Genomic DNA, 15,916 nt, shown 5'->3' on the forward strand with positions numbered 1-15,916 from the left:
AGAAAGATGGAGACCTTACAGATGGCGGATGGATTTAAGCAAACTCATAAAAACCCTTCAACGGCGCAACTTGTTGAGTTTGCACTGGCGCGTGGCGAAGGCGTGCTCACAGCCAACGGTGCCTTGGTGGCAAAAACGGGCGAACGTACAGGACGCTCACCTAACGACCGTTTTATTGTTAAAGAAGCCAGCAGTGAACATGAGATCGATTGGGGAGCAGTGAACAAACCATTCCCGATGGATGCGTTTAACGCTCTTTGGGAACGTGTAAGCCACTATTTGTCAGATAAAGAGACCTTTGTATCTGAGCTAGAAGTGGGCGCCGACCCTGAGCATTACCAACCTATCAATGTCACCACCGAAACCGCATGGCATCAACTATTTGCCCGTAACCTATTTATCGTCCCAGAGCAGTTCAATGCCGCGAACAAACCTGTATGGCAGATCATGAATGCGCCAGGATTTGAATGCGACCCCGAACGTGATGGCATCCATTCTGATGCCACTGTCATCATCAACTTTGCCGATCGCAAAGTACTACTAGCCGGACTGAAATATGCCGGTGAAATGAAAAAATCCATGTTCTCGGTACAAAACTTCCTATTACCCGCCAAAGGCGTGCTACCTATGCACTGTTCGGCCAATGTTGGCGCCGATGGCGACACCACGCTGTTTTTTGGTTTATCCGGTACGGGTAAAACCACCTTATCGGCCGATCCCAAGCGTTTTCTCATTGGCGATGATGAACACGGCTGGGCACCTGGCGGCGTCTTTAATATCGAAGGCGGTTGTTACGCCAAATGTATCGATCTTAGTCAGAAAAATGAGCCTGTCATTTGGGATGCTATCCGTTTTGGCACCGTGCTTGAAAACGTCATGTTAGACGAGCAACGCGTTGCCGATTACAGCAATACCGAGCTAACCGAAAACAGCCGCGCCGCCTATCCATTGGAGCATATCGCCCAGCGCAAAGTAGACAACTGTGGTGCCGAGCCAGATGCAGTGGTGTTTCTTACCTGTGACGTCTCTGGGGTATTACCGCCAGTGTCTAAGCTAAGTAAAGAGCAGGCCGCTTATCACTTTTTGTCGGGCTACACCGCGAAAGTCGGTTCTACCGAAATGGGTTCAACGTCGGCGATTCAGTCAACCTTCTCAACCTGTTTTGGCGCGCCGTTCTTTCCTCGTCCTGCGGGCGTGTATGCCGAACTGCTGATGCAGCGTATCGAATCTTTTGGCAGCCAAGTTTATCTGGTCAATACAGGTTGGACTGGCGGCCCACACGGCGTGGGTAAACGTTTCGACATCCCCACCACGCGCGCCATTATTGACGCTATTGTCAGCGGTGAGCTAAAAGAGGTCGACACTCAGCATATCGATAAACTCAACCTCGATGTCCCCGTCGCAGTGTCAGGGGTCGACAGCCAACTGCTCAACCCAGTTAATACCTGGTCAGATCCGGTGGAATATAACCGTTATGCTCAGCAGTTAGCCGAAGAGTTTGCCGCCAATTTCGTTAAATACGATGTATCGGATGCAATAAAACAGGCTGGCCCTAAAGCCTAAATCATTATACTAATTCTAAAATGGCTCCTAATGGAGCCATTTTTATTCCCTTGTTATGACGATAAATGGCGGTGCTTATTCCCCCCATAACCTAAAACCGTAAACACGATAGCGCTCAAATAACTCGCAACATCATGAATTTATTCAATCAAGGGCTTAAAAACTGCCCCGAATTTGAATAATCGCCAATTTAAGCACGCCAAAATTGCACTTTTCTCAATAAACATCTAACTTGAAGTCGAATTTGGCTATTTGCTCGTCAGGCTGAGTAATTTTTCACAGCTCAATGACCACACAAGTGCTAGACTCTGCTCCCGCAGTAAGGCTTAGCCTTACTCGCATCCACTCGATTCATTAATATAACGATTAAAACGAGGCCACTGTGGCAAATAAAACCAATCAATTCATGCGTAACATCGGTGTACAAGTCGTTATCGCCATGTTTGTCGGCGCGATCGTCGGCTTTTTAATGGGCGAAGACGCAAGCATTTTTGCACCGTTAGGTACCATTTTTATTCACCTCATCAAAATGTTAGTGATCCCACTAGTCCTAGTCTCCATCATTTCTGGTGCTGCAAGCCTAGGCGACAGCCCATCGGCGGGGAAAATCGGTATCGGCACATTTGGCTTCTTTATTCTCACCTCCGGTGCAGCGGTTAGCTTAGCCTTAGTGATGGGCAACCTGTTCAAACCAGGCCAAGGCATCGATTTTACCGCTCACAGTAGTGGAAAACTGATGACAGTCACCGAAGAGCATGGCGCACTGCCGGGGGTGATGGACACCTTTATCGGCATGATCCCAACCAATGTATTTGAGTCGCTAACAGGCGGCAACATCTTACAAATATTGGTCTTTAGCATCTTCTTCGGCATTGCACTGACTAAGGTCAAGGGCGATGGCGCCAAACCGATTTTGAACGTGCTTAACACCATAGTCGATGCGTTTGTGTGGATGATTAATTGCGTGATGATCATCGCTCCTATCGGGGTGTTTGGCCTGATGGCAGATTCAGTCGGCACCTTTGGTTTCGATGCCCTAGAAGTGGTGTTTAAGTTATTTGCGGTATTTGTTGTGGCTATCTTATTGTTTGGGTTTGTGTTCTTCCCTCTATTGGTGCAGCTGTTTTCTCGGGTCAGCGCCAAACAATTTATTAGCGCGATGAAAAAACCCCAAGTGATGGCATTATCTACCGCATCATCGATGGCGACTCTGCCAGTTAACATGGAAACCTGTGAGCAAGAGCTGAAGGTCTCTAAGGCGACCGCCTCTTTCGTGTTGCCTTTAGGCGCGACGATTAACATGAGTGGTAATGCCATCTATTACGGTCTAGTGGCGATGTTTTTTGCACAGATGTATGGCATCGACCTGTCGCTGACCGCCTATGCAGCGATTGTCTTCACCTCGACGCTTGGAGCGATCGGTCAAGCCGGTGTGCCGGGGCCTTCGTTCCTAGTGGTTGCAGTATTACTGGCCGCTGGTATTCCCATCGACGGCCTACCGCTACTGTTTGCCTTAGATAGGATATTCGACATGATCAGAACCTCGCTCAACATTACTGGCGATGCCGCTTGTGCATTAATCATGGACAAGTACACTCAAGATAAGACAGCGTAACCGATAAGCTGACCAGACTACACATAAGGGTGCTTGCTGTCGCAGCGCCCTTTTTCAGCGTTACCATATAGCAGCAAACTCAACCTAGCCCCACCGACAAGTGTGCCCCTTACGCCAGCAACTGGCATGACAATTATATCCCAAGCCCCCTATTGACAGCGCAAGCGTTTGAGCCGACACTCGCCGAAATAGACCCTCTGACATAAGTGAACGGTATTTTTCACGCCATGACACTTACCAGTAAGTCTCCCACAACACCTGCTTTGTACACATTTTTAGGAAGTTAAGCATGAACCTCGATGCACTGTTTTCCATTGATCCCTTTAGTTGGCGATCCATGACCTGTGCCATCATCTGCGGCGTGATTATTGGTCTTGAGCGACAGCTACGGGGTAAACCTGTAGGCATAAGAACCTCTGCGCTTATCGTCGTGGGTACCTACATCTTTATCGCGGCGTCGATGGCAATATCGACCAGCATCTCAGATCCCTCGCGTATCATAGGCCAAGTGGTCACCGGCATTGGCTTTCTTGGCGCTGGGGTGATGTTAGCCAAAGAGGGAGTCGTGGTGGGCGTCACCTCGGCAGCGGCCATTTGGGCGCTCGCCGCAATTGGGGTGTGCATCGCGGTGATCGACCCTCTCGTCGCCATCAAGCTGTCGTTAGTGGTTGTAGCCATATTGTATGGCGTCGATGTGTTAGAAGAGTACTCCTCCGCCTTTACCCGTGGGGTACACAGTAAATACCGTAAGTGGCGCCGCAGCGGTTACTAACTCACTCGAGCAGCCCCGGCGCTTCGGCTCTTGCGAGGCACCACACTTGCAGATGAATATAGTGAGCGGCAAACAGCTCGGCTATCGACTGCACCGTGGTGCCAGTGGTGACGACATCATCGATCAGGGCGATACGCTGATAATTAATCGGCTCAGTTAAAATAAAGGCGTCAGCGAGATTGCGGCGCCGCTGTTTACCGGTTAAGCCAGCTTGCGGGCGGGTATCGACCCTACGCACCAACACCTTATCGAGCATGGGGATCCCTAGTTGGCGGCTAAGGGTATCGGCAATTAACCATGCCTGATTAAAGCCACGCTGACGTAAACGATTTGGATGCAGCGGCACCGCAATCATCGCCTGAGGTAAGCGTATTAATCCCAAGCGTTGTAATTGTTTAATACGCTCAACCAAGGCCATCACTAACATATCCAGCGCCGCTAATTCGGCGCGGTATTTAATGCCCGCCACCAGCTCCCCAATCCCCTGATGATAACTGGCCGGTGCAATGACCACTAACGGCTGGCTATGCTGGCATGCACCGCAATAGCAACTTTGTAGCAATAACGCTCGGCCACAACCTAAGCACGTTGGCGTTTGGTACAAGCTTATCTCTAGGCAGCAGGCGCAGATCCCCCGATAAGGGGCAGCCACTGTCTGATGGCACATCAAACAGCGATTGGGTAAACTAGCGGCCAATAATTGCTGGCACGTGGCGATAACGCGGCGCAATAGCAGTGGGCGAAGTAACTTTGGTAATAATGAGGGCATATTGTGAGTCAGCAATCCTTGCATATTCAAACTATAGGTCAAGGTACGCCTATCGTCATGCTACATGGCTGGGGCGTTAACAACGCGGTATTTCAGCCGTTGCATCCCCTTTTTCAGAATTACTGCGTGCATTATGTCGATCTGCCAGGCTTTGGCGATAGCCACCCCTTAGTGGGTGACATCGACACTTGGGTCGATGCGATAGCCGCCCAAGTGCCCACACAAGCCATCTGGGCGGGCTGGTCACTGGGAGGGCTGATTGCCACACGAGCCGCCATACGCTATCCCGCACGGGTCATCGCCTTATTGACCATAGCTTCTTCCCCCTGTTTTATGGCGCGTGACAGTGAAGCTTGGCCGGGCATCGCCCCGCAGGTGCTGGCCCAATTTGCCTCTCAGATCGAGCAAGACTTAGGCAAGATGGTCGACCGATTTTTAGCCATTCAAGCCATGGGCAGCGCCACGGCCAAGCAAGATATCAAGCAACTACGTGACTTAGTCATGGCTAAACCTTTGCCCGATGCACTTGCCCTCAAACAGGGACTCCAGATGTTAAGCAACGTCGACTTACGCCAAGCTGTAACAACATTAGACTTGCCATGGCTAAGAGTGTGGGGGCGCTTAGATGGATTGGTGTCCCGTCGAGTGCCACCCTTAATGCCCAAGGGATCGCCCCGCGTCGAAGATCTGATCTTACCCAAGGCGGCTCATGCACCGTTTTTATCCCATCCTGCGCCTTTTGCTGATGGCGTACTGAGCTGGCTTGACAACATAATTTAACAATTACTTTAACTATTGGTAAAAACTGTTTATTATTTAGGCATTGCAGCCGGAGTCTATCTAATGTTAGTGGTCACCAACTATTCCCAAGTACCTATCGCGACGACCAACGTCGCCACCGATAGCGCGCGGGTAGAAAACCACCAACGCCCCCCCATCATCCCTGCACCTCAGCTAGCACGCAGCAATGAAGAACGCCCGTTTAACCCCCAAAATGAACGTGCTGCCGATCAGACCCATATTCAATCTAAGCTAAATGAAAAAGTGCAGCCCAAACAGCAAGGTGGCGGCGGTCAGCAACAACATGAAGGTAAACAGCAGCAACAACAAGAGCGACCCAACACTGCTACGATATCTCGGCCAGCATTATTTAAACCTGCACTTGCACGCAGCGATATTCGTAATGTGCCACTCTCACATCCTACTGCAGTAACAAAAAGCACTCATCGCCTGACGAACGAGGCGCCGGCATTTTATCAAAGTGTCTCGGCTCACATTGCCAGCTTTTATCAAACTCAAACACTCCCCCAAAGTGAACCCAGCTTGTCGACTTATATCTAGCATTCAAGCTAAATATCACCCATAAAAAACCCGCATCTTTCGGCACGGGTAAAATTTTGTTTGAGTCAAGCGCACCGAGCGATGCCCGCCGTTATTAGGGCGCTTGCACCGTCGCTGCTGGCGCAGGCGAGGTGGGTGTGATGGGTTCGTTCTGGGGCGGAGTTTGATAAAGCTGCTTTTGGTAGGCCAAACTGCCCCATAACGCCCAAGAGAGCGCAGCCTGTTTCATCTCATCACTTTGCTCATGATGGACAAGCTTTTTATTTTCAAAATCATAAATATAACCACTTGGGTCGCGATCGGGTTGCAAGATCACCACATCATCGCCACGCAAATACGCCATATTTTTATCGTATTGCATTAAGGCGCGTCCCGGCCAATTGGGGTCGGCTAAGGTGAGATCTTGGCCCAACATAGGATAACTGGCCGAAACTCCCATAAGTGACAACAAGGTCGGAGCCAGATCAATCTGGCTAACCACTCGATTATCACGCTTAGGCGCAATGCCCTCGCCCACAATCACCGCCGGAATACGAAAATGAGAGATAGGTACTAACCCCCCGCCACCCACGCGGCTTTCATGATCGGCAACCACAACAAACAGGGTGTCTTGCCAGTAACTGGATTGCTTGGCCAACTTAAAGAACTCACCAATGGCAAAGTCGGCATATTTAGCGGTATTGTTGCGCGTCTGCTTGGGTTGCTCGTACAGTTCGATGCGGCCATCGGGAAACTCAAATGGCTCGTGATTGCTCGAGCTAAATACCAAACTAAAGAACGGCTTGCCCTGTTGGTGGAACTGCTCGAACTCTTGATTGGCACTATGCATCAAATCTTCATCTGACACGCCCCATGAACCGACAAACATAGGATCGCTATAGTTTTTCTCCTCGACAATATGGCTAAAACCATTGCCTAAGAAAAAGCTTTTCATATTATCGAAGTGGCTCTCGCCGCCATAAATAAATTGTGTCTCATAGCCATGATATTTCAAGAGATCCGCGATGGTAAAAAAGTCAGTTTGACTCTTACTCAGCTTAACCACTGCACGGGCTGGTGTTGGCGTAAAGCCGGTAGTCACAGCCTCAATACCGCGCACCGAACGCGTTCCGGTGGCATAGAGCCTATCAAAGGCCCAACCCTCTTGAGCTAAGGCATCGATATTGGGAGTTAAGGGTAATCCACCTAAATAGCCCACAAAGCGAGCCCCTAGGCTTTCTTGTAAGATGATCACTAGATTCTTAGGCTTACCTTGGTAACTGGCTTGGTTATACGTCACGCTAGGCAAGGTATCAGAGCTAAAGGCACTGAGGGGCCGGCCACTTTCACGACGAATCGTATCGATAATGGTTTGCTCGTCGAGTTTACCGTAACTTGCTGAGGCCTTGGCCTCATTAGACATTTGATCGATAGCAAATACCAGCGAATAGGCGGAGTTAATCACTAAGGAATTAACTAATGGGTCATCGGTAAAAGCCACCATAGCGGGGTTAAGTGGACGGTGCCCTAAGGTCGAACGCGCACCTAATAGGGTGATTACAATAACCAGTACTGCCAATACCGGACGCCAAAACCAACGTGGATATTGCACATTACGTAATAAGCGACCACTCAGTTTCCAGCCTCCCCACAAACTGACACTGCTCACTAACAGGCCTAAGAAAATTTCGCCTTTGCGGCTCGTCCACAGCATAGACAACACTTCTTTAGGGTAGATAAGGTATTCAACGAAGAGTCGGTTGGGGCGCACGCCATACTCTTCAAGAAAAGAGGGGGTAGAAAGCTCAAGAAAAATCAGCAACCACAACCCTAAGGTCAACCAGACTCGTAACAGGGGTTTCCAGCAACGGCCAACAAAATGATCGCCACTCAACAACGCCGTGCCTAAGGCCGCCACGCCCCACAACCAACACAAGGTGGCAATATCGACTCGCAATCCCTGAATGAGCAGGTGTGACCAACCCTCAACGGCGGCGACCCGTTCGGCCTGCCACAGCCCCAAACCAATGCGGCTTAACGTGGTAATGATTAAGGCGATCAATCCAAAATAGAGGATGGCGCGAAACGGCCCAGCAGTTGTCGATCTGTTACTCATAGCGTTCCCAAACAAAATGTCATTAATATCGATGCCCTTCTAACGGAACACTTATCATCGGCCCAAAGCCGACAAGGCAACTTTTTGACATAAAAGTAACAAATAGGTTCAGCAAATGTTTCGCCAATGTTTTGATGATTAACAAGCATAAAAAAACCGAGGCGTTTAAGCCTCGGTTTTTATGATGAAAGTTTGATGAAAATTACTTTTTCAATTTAGCAAAAGCATCGGCAAACGCATTGCCCATTGCCGCATTCGCTGGAGCTTGGGACGATTTATGCTGGCTTTTTTGCGGCGATTTACCTTGGCCGCCTTTATGGGCTTTGGTATGGCTCGGGCGTGGGCTCGGCGCTTTGTCGGCAGTTTTTTCATCGAGTCGCATGCTCAAGCTGATCCGTTTACGCTCCACATCCACGTCCATCACTTTCACTTTAACCACATCGCCAGCCTTCACCACTGTATGGGGGTCGCTGACAAACTTGTCGGTTAACGATGAAATATGCACTAGGCCATCTTGATGCACACCCACATCAACAAAGGCGCCGAAATTGGTCACATTGGTCACCACACCTTCTAAGATCATATCTGGTTTAAGATCTTTTACCTGCTCAACCCCCTCTTTAAACACCGCAGTTTTAAACTCACCACGGGGGTCGCGGCCCGGTTTTTCCAGTTCGCTCAAGATATCGTTTAACGTGGGTAACCCAAATTCAGGGGTAATAAAACGGCTAGCATCAATCTGTTTAAGCAGCTCGCTGTTACCCACTAAAGCATCAACCGCCTGTTGCTGCGCCTTAGCCATGGTCTCGACAACGCTATAGGCTTCTGGATGCACGGCGCTGGCATCGAGTGGATTATCGCCACCGACAATGCGTAAAAACCCTGCAGCCTGCTCGAAGGCTTTAGGCCCTAGGCGAGCGACTTTTAACAGCTGCTTACGGCTAGTAAATTGACCATGCTGATCGCGATACTCGACAATGTTACGCGCTAAGGTTTTGTTGAGTCCTGCCACCTGCGCCAATAACGGCATGGAGGCCATATTCAAGTCGACGCCGACGCCGTTAACACAGTCTTCAACAACCGCCTCAAGGGATTGTGACAATTGGCTCTGGCTTACATCGTGCTGATATTGACCGACACCAATCGATTTTGGTTCGATTTTAACCAGCTCAGCCAAAGGATCTTGTAGGCGACGGGCGATAGACACCGCACCACGGATCGACACATCCAGCTCTGGAAACTCTTCGGCGGCTAATTCAGAAGCCGAATAAACAGAGGCGCCCGCTTCACTGACCATTACTTTGGTCAAGGTTGGCATATCGGCTTTCACAGTGGCGATCAGCTCGGCGGCCAGTTTGTCGGTTTCCCGCGACGCGGTACCGTTACCGATAGCGATCAGCTCTACCTTGTGCATTTTAACTAGGTTAGACAGGGTACGAATCGACTTTTCCCACTGATTTTGCGGGGCGTGAGGAAAAATGGTCGAGTGAGCGACCAACTTACCTGTATTGTTGACGATAGCAACTTTCACCCCAGTGCGCAGACCAGGGTCTAGCCCTAATGTGCACTTAGCCCCCGCAGGCGCGGCCATCAATAAGTCGCCTAAATTACGGGCAAACACATTAATCGCTTCGGTTTCGGCCTGCTCACGCAGCTTAGCAATAAACTCCGTTTCCATCTGCAGGGCAATTTTAATTCGCCAAGTGGCAGTGACAACCTGTTTGAGCCACTGATCAACGTCGCTGTCGCCGAGTTTAAGGTTAAAGTGGTCGCTAATGATCACTTCACAGTAACTGCCTTGTTTCCCATCTGTATCTGGGTCGGCGTTCATGCTTAGGCTTAATACGCCTTCGTTACGCCCACGTAGCATAGCCAAGGCGCGGTGCGACGGAATATGAGTCAGCTTTTCACTGTGCTCGAAATAATCTCTAAACTTGGCGCCCTCTTTCTCCTTGCCCTTGACCATGCGGCTCTCAAGTTGTGCCTGCTGGGTCAATTGACGGCGCACTTTATGCAGTAATTCGGCATCTTCGGCGAAGCGTTCCATCAAGATAAAACGCGCGCCATCGAGCACGGCTTTGGCATCGCTAAAGCCGGCGTCACTATTAATATATTGGCTTGCAACGGCGTCGATATTGGCCTGACGGTCTTGCAATAGTTGATCAACCAAAGGCTCGATACCCGCTTCGATGGCAATTTGCCCTTTGGTACGACGCTTAGGCTTATATGGCAGATAGAGATCTTCTAGGCGGGTCTTGCTGTCGGCGTTATTAATGGCCGCCTGTAATGCCGGCGTCAGTTTGCCTTGGGCGTCGATGCTCGACAAAATTACCTTACGACGATCATTTAGGTCACGTAAATAGCCTAAACGCGTATATAAGGTACGCAACTGGGTATCATCTAAACCACCAGTGACCTCCTTACGGTAGCGCGCCACAAAAGGAACCGTTGCGCCGTCATCCAATAGGGTGATTGTTGCTGTCACTTGCTGCTCACGGACATTGAGTTCTTGAGCGATGGTTTGTGCAATATTTTGCATAGAATACATCGAGCCTAAATTGGTAGATTTCGTGTCGCCAAAGATACCACAGCCATCGACTAAGTTGTACGGTGTTGCCTCGACAAAAACCACCAAAGCCTGCGAAAACAGGCTTTGGCTTTACCACAAGGGTGAGTACTTAATAGCCAGTAATTTGGGTTATCACAAGTATTCGGGCGCTACTGGGTCTCAAATGGTTGGTATTGAATTTTATTGATATACCAGACTTTATCGCCTTGTGGCGTGCTGACCACCACTTCGTCATCGACCTGCTTACCAATTAGCGCCCGCGCCATTGGCGAGTCGATGGTGATATAACCCAGCTTAGTGTCGAGCTCATCTTTACCGACAATCCGATAGCGCACCACCTCTCCAGCCTCGTTTTCGAGCTCAACCCAGGCACCAAAAAAGACCTTGCCTTCTTGTTGGGGCGAATAGTCGACGATTTTAAGATCCTCCACCCGCTTCACTAGGTAGCGAACTCGACTATCTATCTGTCTTAATAGTCTTTTGTTGTAAGTGTAATCGGCGTTCTCACTACGATCACCTTGTGCGGCCGCCTCCTGCACCTTTTTGGTGATCTCGGGGCGATACTCTTTCCACAGGTATTTAAGCTCTCTATCGAGTGCTTGCCACCCTTCACGGGTGATCAACATAGCTTTCATATCATTACTGGATTTATTCTGCATTTAGCTTAATCACTCAATTTTAGTCGGGATACTACCGTCAATGGCCAGATGATACCTAGCGAGCGACAGAGAACACAAGGGGCTTACGCGGGATGCGCTGCCGCCCCTTCAATTTGGTTACAATTTCATAGCGGCGGGCAAGTTAGCAACAATCTATCTAAATATCAGCTAATTATAAGTAACTCAGTCTTAATATGCTCAAGCAGGTGTCCTGAGCAAACAAAAATCTCACTAGTCATTTAAATGGCAAAACGGCTATATTAAGCAAGCATATAAGATTAATAATTAATATCAGCGAGTTGAGTAACTGAATGAATCACTCATACTACGTCAATAAGGGATAACAGCATGGGACAAGAAACCTCTAAAATTCTCGTCGTCGATGATGATATGAGGCTTAGAGCCTTACTAGAGCGTTACCTGATGGAGCAAGGTTATCAGGTTAGAAGTGCCGCTAATGCCGAGCAGATGGACAGATTACTCGAACGGGAAAACTTCCACCTTTTAGTGCTCGATTTAATGCTACCCGGTGAAGACGGTTTATCTATCTGCCGTCGCTTGCGCCAGCAAGGTAATACCATCCCCATAGTGATGTTGACCGCCAAAGGCGACGAAGTCGACCGTATTATCGGCTTAGAGTTGGGCGCCGACGACTACCTGCCCAAGCCGTTTAACCCGCGTGAACTCTTAGCCCGTATTAAAGCGGTGATGCGCCGTCAGACCCCAGAGGTCCCCGGCGCGCCGACACAACAAGAGGAGGAGATCAACTTTGGTGAATTTACCCTTAATTTAGCCACGCGCGAAATGCATCACGGCGAAGAGGCTATATCGCTCACCAGTGGTGAATTTGCCGTGCTTAAAGTCTTGGTCAGTCACCCCAGAGAGCCTCTGTCGCGAGATAAACTGATGAACCTCGCTCGAGGCCGCGATTACTCGGCGTTAGAGCGCTCTATCGATGTGCAAGTGTCACGCCTGCGCCGCCTGATAGAAAAAGATGCCGCTAACCCACGCTATATCCAAACCGTATGGGGACTGGGCTATGTATTTGTACCCGATGGGGCCGCGCGGCGCTAAGCTATGCTCACACCAGTACAGATACGGCTCATCCAATGATATGGCTAAAACGGCTGCTGCCCCGCAGCGCATTTAGCCAAACGGTACTGCTGATTGGCTCCTTGTTGCTGGTCAATCAGCTGGTTTCTTATCTGTCGGTGGCGGTCTATTTTATTCAGCCAACTTACCAACAGATCAACCAACTCATCGCCCGCCAGGTAAAGCTGCTGTTTGTCGATGATATTGATGTGGGGCGTGAGCACTTAACCATTGTCGATGCCCTCAACGCCAAAGTTCGCGATGATGGCATGCAGATATACAATCCCAAACAAGCACGAGAGGCGGGGATCGACCGCGCCGTCTATTACAGTTTGTTGTCGTCGCAGATGTCGGAGCATTTAGGCGGTAAGGCCGAAGTGCGCATCGCCCAAGGTCAAGAATTTGAGGTGTGGATCCGCCCACCGCAAGCCCCGTCGGTATGGATAAAAGTGCCGCTAACGGGCTTTAACGAATTTGGCTTATCGCCATTAACCCTGTATTTAATTGTGATTGGCGCGCTGAGTGTCGCCGGCGGTTGGTGGTTTGCCCGCAAGCAAAACAAGCCGTTAAAGCGGCTGCAAAAAGCGGCCATTGCGGTGTCTCGTGGCGACTATCCCGGCCCCTTGCCGCCCAGCGGTTCGACCGAAATTATCGAGGTAACCAACGCCTTTAACCAGATGTCGCGCAGCATGCAGCAGCTTGAGCAAGATCGCGCCCTGTTAATGGCGGGGATCTCACACGATCTGCGCACACCACTCACCCGTATCCGTCTCGCCACCGAGATGATGGTCGAGCAAGATGAATACCTCAAAGAGGGCATAGTGCACGACATTGAAGATATGGATGCCATCATCAATCAATTTATCGCCTATATCCGCCAAGATCAGCAAAGCAACCGAGATCCGGGGCAAATTAACGCCCTGCTCGAAGATGTGGCTAATGCCGAGTCGAAACGTGATGCAGAGATAATCCTAGATCTACAGCCCTGCCCCGATGTTCCCATGCAGGCCGTGGCTATCAAGCGGGTGATTGCCAACTTAGTCGAAAACGCCTTTCGTTACGGTAATGGCTGGGTCAAAATCAGCTCCTGCGCCGAGGCTAAACGAGTCGGTTTTTGCGTAGAAGATAACGGGCCAGGAATTCCGCTTGAGCATATCCCCAAGCTATTTCAACCTTTTACCCAAGGAGATAGCGCCAGAGGTAGTGTCGGTTCGGGCTTAGGCTTGGCTATCATTAAGCGCATTATCGACCGTCATCAAGGCCAAATTTTATTAACCAACCGCGCCGAAGGCGGCCTACACGCTCAGGTATGGCTTCCGCTAGAATAAAAGCCTAAAGCTTTCGCCACCTACAGGTGAGATGCCTACAATAAACCATAGCATTCATATAGATAGTCATTGTCATTAATTTGCAACAGTCGCGTAATACTCTTGGCGAAAACCATTACTGGCGCATAATAATGAAAATATCCACTCTGTCACTCTGGGCCTCGGCGATCCTGCTCCTGCTAGCGGCACTGCTGGCAACCGTTGTGGTGTGGAGCGGTCAACAACGAACAAGCATAGAGCAACAGACTAGCCTGCTCACCGAGATGCAACAACGCTTCTTAGTTGACATTCGTCGGCAACTAGAAGGTTACTTAACAACAGGCAATACCCAGCAACTCGATAGTGCTAAACAGCAACTTAAAGCGATCTCAAGCGATATAAGTCAACTGTCGCATCCTGACGCCAATGAACTTAAATTAACCGTTGAGCAATTTATTCATGACTTAGGCAACCAATATCGTGCGGCAGGAAAACTCGCAGGTGACCCGCGTCAATTGCTCGCCTATGCTGAAACTGAGATGCTGTCCAACAATCAACATCTGGCAGAATATGCCGGCTCCGGATTATCTCACCAGCCCACACTCGCCATGCAATACCTCGAATTAACCCGAGAACTCCCAATGATGGTGTATCAATTGTCACAATTAACTGAAGGTTACCTGCTCGGTAAAGATCAGCGCCTTAAAGCGATTTTGACCACCCAGATCCACGCGCTCAGTCGGTGGCACGATAAGTTGGCGCAATTACCACTATTAGGCCTTTATCAGCCCGTCGAAGTCGATGAATTCGCCCTAGGCGATGATGAGGCCGAGCCCGAAGAGCGAGGGGAGATATTTGTTAGCGAGCTCCTATCACTGAGCCAGCGCTACGCTAAGGAGGTCAGTAATACAGATAACTTATTGATCGCCAACAGACAGGCGCAAGCCGCCATGATGGCGGCGATAACCGATATAGAGGAGCAACTGTTTACCCTTGGCGAAGCGCAACAGGTACAAAATGATCGACTCAAGCAGCAGTTGCAATGGCTACTCTATGGGGTTGTCTCAATATTGACGCTATTTGCCTTAGGTTATCTACTCCTGCAGCAGCAACGGGTGGTTAAACCCCTCAAATACTTAAATGTTGCTTTTAGGCGCCTGAGCGAGTCTAACGAACGTCAACGATTAGCAATACATAGGCGCTGCGAAACGGGTCAAATTGCTGGGCATTTTAATCAATTACTCGATCGATTCGAGATCGAAGATAGTGAGCAGCGCGCTAAATTAAGTCAGATATCCCACAGCCTCTCTCACCTAGTAGAACGGATAACGAGTGTGGCGCAAGGTAAAGATGCCACCCTCAATACCGTCCATTGCGCTCAATCGCAAACCGAACAGATGCGAACAATCGCAAGCGATGTGAGCGAGCTATCGACGACCATTGAACATAATGCTCAACAAACACACCAACAGATGCTCTCTAGCCAAGATGAGGTCAAGGCGGTGATGACCGCAGCAGATGAAACCCAGCAAGCCGTAAGTCATTGCCATCGGTCACTCGGTAGCCTAACCACCTCTGTCAATGATGTATCTACCATCATAGATGTCATTGGTAACATTGCCGAGCAAACCAACTTATTAGCCCTCAATGCCGCTATCGAAGCCGCCAGAGCGGGTGAGCAGGGGCGCGGCTTTGCCGTGGTCGCCGATGAAGTGCGCAGCTTGTCGCAGCGTACTCAGCAATCACTTCGCGAGATCTTAAACATACTGAATCAGTTAACTAGCGCCAATGCGCAGCTCGAGCAAAGTGTTCAGGGAATTAATGACGCCAGCCGTAAACAACTGCAGGGCGCACAGACGTTATGGCAGACCACTCAGTCAGTGCAGCAACATGCGCGCGAGATGACGGCAATCGCTAAACAAGGTAGCGACTATAGCAACCACCAACTGCAGCACCTAGATGCGCTATTTCAGGCAATGGATAAACTTAAACAACATGCACTGCACTCGGCAGAACAGAGTGATGTGATTGCCGCAGCGGTCGCTAAAAGTGTCGCCGACATAGAAACCAACCTAGGCATCAATAACTTAGATATATCCGATGCTGCAAGGCCGCAACCGATAGCCGCTTAAAA

At 49.8% G+C, this 15,916-nt stretch carries 12 protein-coding genes; 8 read left to right on the forward strand and 4 right to left on the reverse strand.

Annotated elements, in window-relative coordinates; all coding sequences use genetic code 11:
* Positions 1-21 precede the first annotated feature (21 nt).
* The 3 genes from DVO77_RS13890 to DVO77_RS13900 all read left to right on the forward strand — a co-directional run bounded on the left by DVO77_RS13890 (position 22) and on the right by DVO77_RS13900 (position 3,950).
* Positions 22-1,563, forward strand: coding sequence for a phosphoenolpyruvate carboxykinase (locus DVO77_RS13890; RefSeq protein ID WP_119978751.1), 1,542 nt, complete (start codon positions 22-24; stop codon positions 1,561-1,563).
* 406 nt (positions 1,564-1,969) lie between these two features.
* On the forward strand, positions 1,970-3,178 hold the full coding sequence (locus DVO77_RS13895) for a dicarboxylate/amino acid:cation symporter (protein ID WP_119978794.1): 1,209 nt from the start codon (positions 1,970-1,972) through the stop codon (positions 3,176-3,178).
* A 289-nt stretch (positions 3,179-3,467) separates the two neighbouring features.
* Positions 3,468-3,950 carry an MgtC/SapB family protein gene (locus DVO77_RS13900; RefSeq protein ID WP_119978752.1) on the forward strand — a complete coding sequence of 161 codons (483 nt, stop codon included), beginning with the start codon at positions 3,468-3,470 and terminating at the stop codon, positions 3,948-3,950.
* Position 3,951: 1 nt separating this feature from the next.
* Here DVO77_RS13900 and DVO77_RS13905 read toward each other — a convergent pair whose 3' ends face one another.
* On the reverse strand, positions 3,952-4,719 hold the full coding sequence (locus tag DVO77_RS13905; protein ID WP_119978753.1) for a ComF family protein: 768 nt from the start codon (positions 4,717-4,719) through the stop codon (positions 3,952-3,954).
* A gap of 3 nt (positions 4,720-4,722) precedes the next feature.
* On the opposite strand from DVO77_RS13905, the gene bioH reads away from it, so the two are divergent.
* Positions 4,723-5,499 carry a pimeloyl-ACP methyl ester esterase BioH gene (gene bioH, locus DVO77_RS13910; protein ID WP_119978754.1) on the forward strand — a complete coding sequence of 259 codons (777 nt, stop codon included), beginning with the start codon at positions 4,723-4,725 and terminating at the stop codon, positions 5,497-5,499.
* A 63-nt stretch (positions 5,500-5,562) separates the two neighbouring features.
* Positions 5,563-6,060 (forward strand): hypothetical protein, encoded by a 498-nt coding sequence (locus tag DVO77_RS13915; protein ID WP_119978755.1) that lies wholly within the window; start codon positions 5,563-5,565, stop codon positions 6,058-6,060.
* Between the two features lie 94 nt (positions 6,061-6,154).
* Here DVO77_RS13915 and DVO77_RS13920 read toward each other — a convergent pair whose 3' ends face one another.
* The 3 genes from DVO77_RS13920 to greB form a co-directional block, all read right to left on the reverse strand.
* Positions 6,155-8,155, reverse strand: a complete 2,001-nt coding sequence (locus DVO77_RS13920) for an LTA synthase family protein (protein WP_119978756.1) — start codon at positions 8,153-8,155, stop codon at positions 6,155-6,157.
* 202 nt (positions 8,156-8,357) lie between these two features.
* Complete coding sequence (locus DVO77_RS13925) at positions 8,358-10,694, reverse strand: Tex family protein (protein ID WP_119978795.1); 2,337 nt, start codon at positions 10,692-10,694, stop codon at positions 8,358-8,360.
* 179 nt (positions 10,695-10,873) lie between these two features.
* Positions 10,874-11,359, reverse strand: coding sequence for a transcription elongation factor GreB (gene greB, locus DVO77_RS13930; RefSeq protein WP_119978796.1), 486 nt, complete (start codon positions 11,357-11,359; stop codon positions 10,874-10,876).
* A 372-nt stretch (positions 11,360-11,731) separates the two neighbouring features.
* On the opposite strand from greB, the gene ompR reads away from it, so the two are divergent.
* From ompR to DVO77_RS13945, 3 genes are all read left to right on the forward strand, one after another.
* Positions 11,732-12,457 carry an osmolarity response regulator transcription factor OmpR gene (ompR, locus tag DVO77_RS13935; RefSeq protein WP_110458325.1) on the forward strand — a complete coding sequence of 242 codons (726 nt, stop codon included), beginning with the start codon at positions 11,732-11,734 and terminating at the stop codon, positions 12,455-12,457.
* 35 nt (positions 12,458-12,492) lie between these two features.
* Positions 12,493-13,803, forward strand: a complete 1,311-nt coding sequence (gene envZ, locus DVO77_RS13940) for a two-component system sensor histidine kinase EnvZ (protein WP_119978757.1) — start codon at positions 12,493-12,495, stop codon at positions 13,801-13,803.
* Between the two features lie 131 nt (positions 13,804-13,934).
* Positions 13,935-15,914, forward strand: a complete 1,980-nt coding sequence (locus DVO77_RS13945; RefSeq protein ID WP_119978758.1) for a methyl-accepting chemotaxis protein — start codon at positions 13,935-13,937, stop codon at positions 15,912-15,914.
* The last annotated feature ends 2 nt before the right edge of the window (positions 15,915-15,916 follow it).

Origin of the sequence: Shewanella algidipiscicola, assembly GCF_003605125.1 — a bacterium.
Lineage (GTDB): Bacteria > Pseudomonadota > Gammaproteobacteria > Enterobacterales > Shewanellaceae > Shewanella > Shewanella algidipiscicola.

Excerpts from the sequence above, each read along its gene's own strand:
- DVO77_RS13895 (WP_119978794.1), top strand. The coding sequence starts at position 1,970 with ATGCGTAACATCGGTGTACAAGTCGTTATCGCCATGTTTGTCGGCGCG.
- DVO77_RS13900 (WP_119978752.1), top strand. The coding sequence starts at position 3,468 with ATGAACCTCGATGCACTGTTTTCCATTGATCCCTTTAGTTGGCGATCC.
- ompR (WP_110458325.1), top strand. The coding sequence starts at position 11,732 with ATGGGACAAGAAACCTCTAAAATTCTCGTCGTCGATGATGATATGAGG.
- DVO77_RS13945 (WP_119978758.1), top strand. The coding sequence starts at position 13,935 with ATGAAAATATCCACTCTGTCACTCTGGGCCTCGGCGATCCTGCTCCTG.
- DVO77_RS13925 (WP_119978795.1), bottom strand. The coding sequence starts at position 10,694 with ATGCAAAATATTGCACAAACCATCGCTCAAGAACTCAATGTCCGTGAG.
- greB (WP_119978796.1), bottom strand. The coding sequence starts at position 11,359 with ATGAAAGCTATGTTGATCACCCGTGAAGGGTGGCAAGCACTCGATAGA.
- DVO77_RS13920 (WP_119978756.1), bottom strand. The coding sequence starts at position 8,155 with ATGAGTAACAGATCGACAACTGCTGGGCCGTTTCGCGCCATCCTCTAT.
- DVO77_RS13905 (WP_119978753.1), bottom strand. The coding sequence starts at position 4,719 with ATGCCCTCATTATTACCAAAGTTACTTCGCCCACTGCTATTGCGCCGC.
- envZ (WP_119978757.1), top strand. The coding sequence starts at position 12,493 with ATGATATGGCTAAAACGGCTGCTGCCCCGCAGCGCATTTAGCCAAACG.
- DVO77_RS13915 (WP_119978755.1), top strand. The coding sequence starts at position 5,563 with ATGTTAGTGGTCACCAACTATTCCCAAGTACCTATCGCGACGACCAAC.
- DVO77_RS13890 (WP_119978751.1), top strand. The coding sequence starts at position 22 with ATGGCGGATGGATTTAAGCAAACTCATAAAAACCCTTCAACGGCGCAA.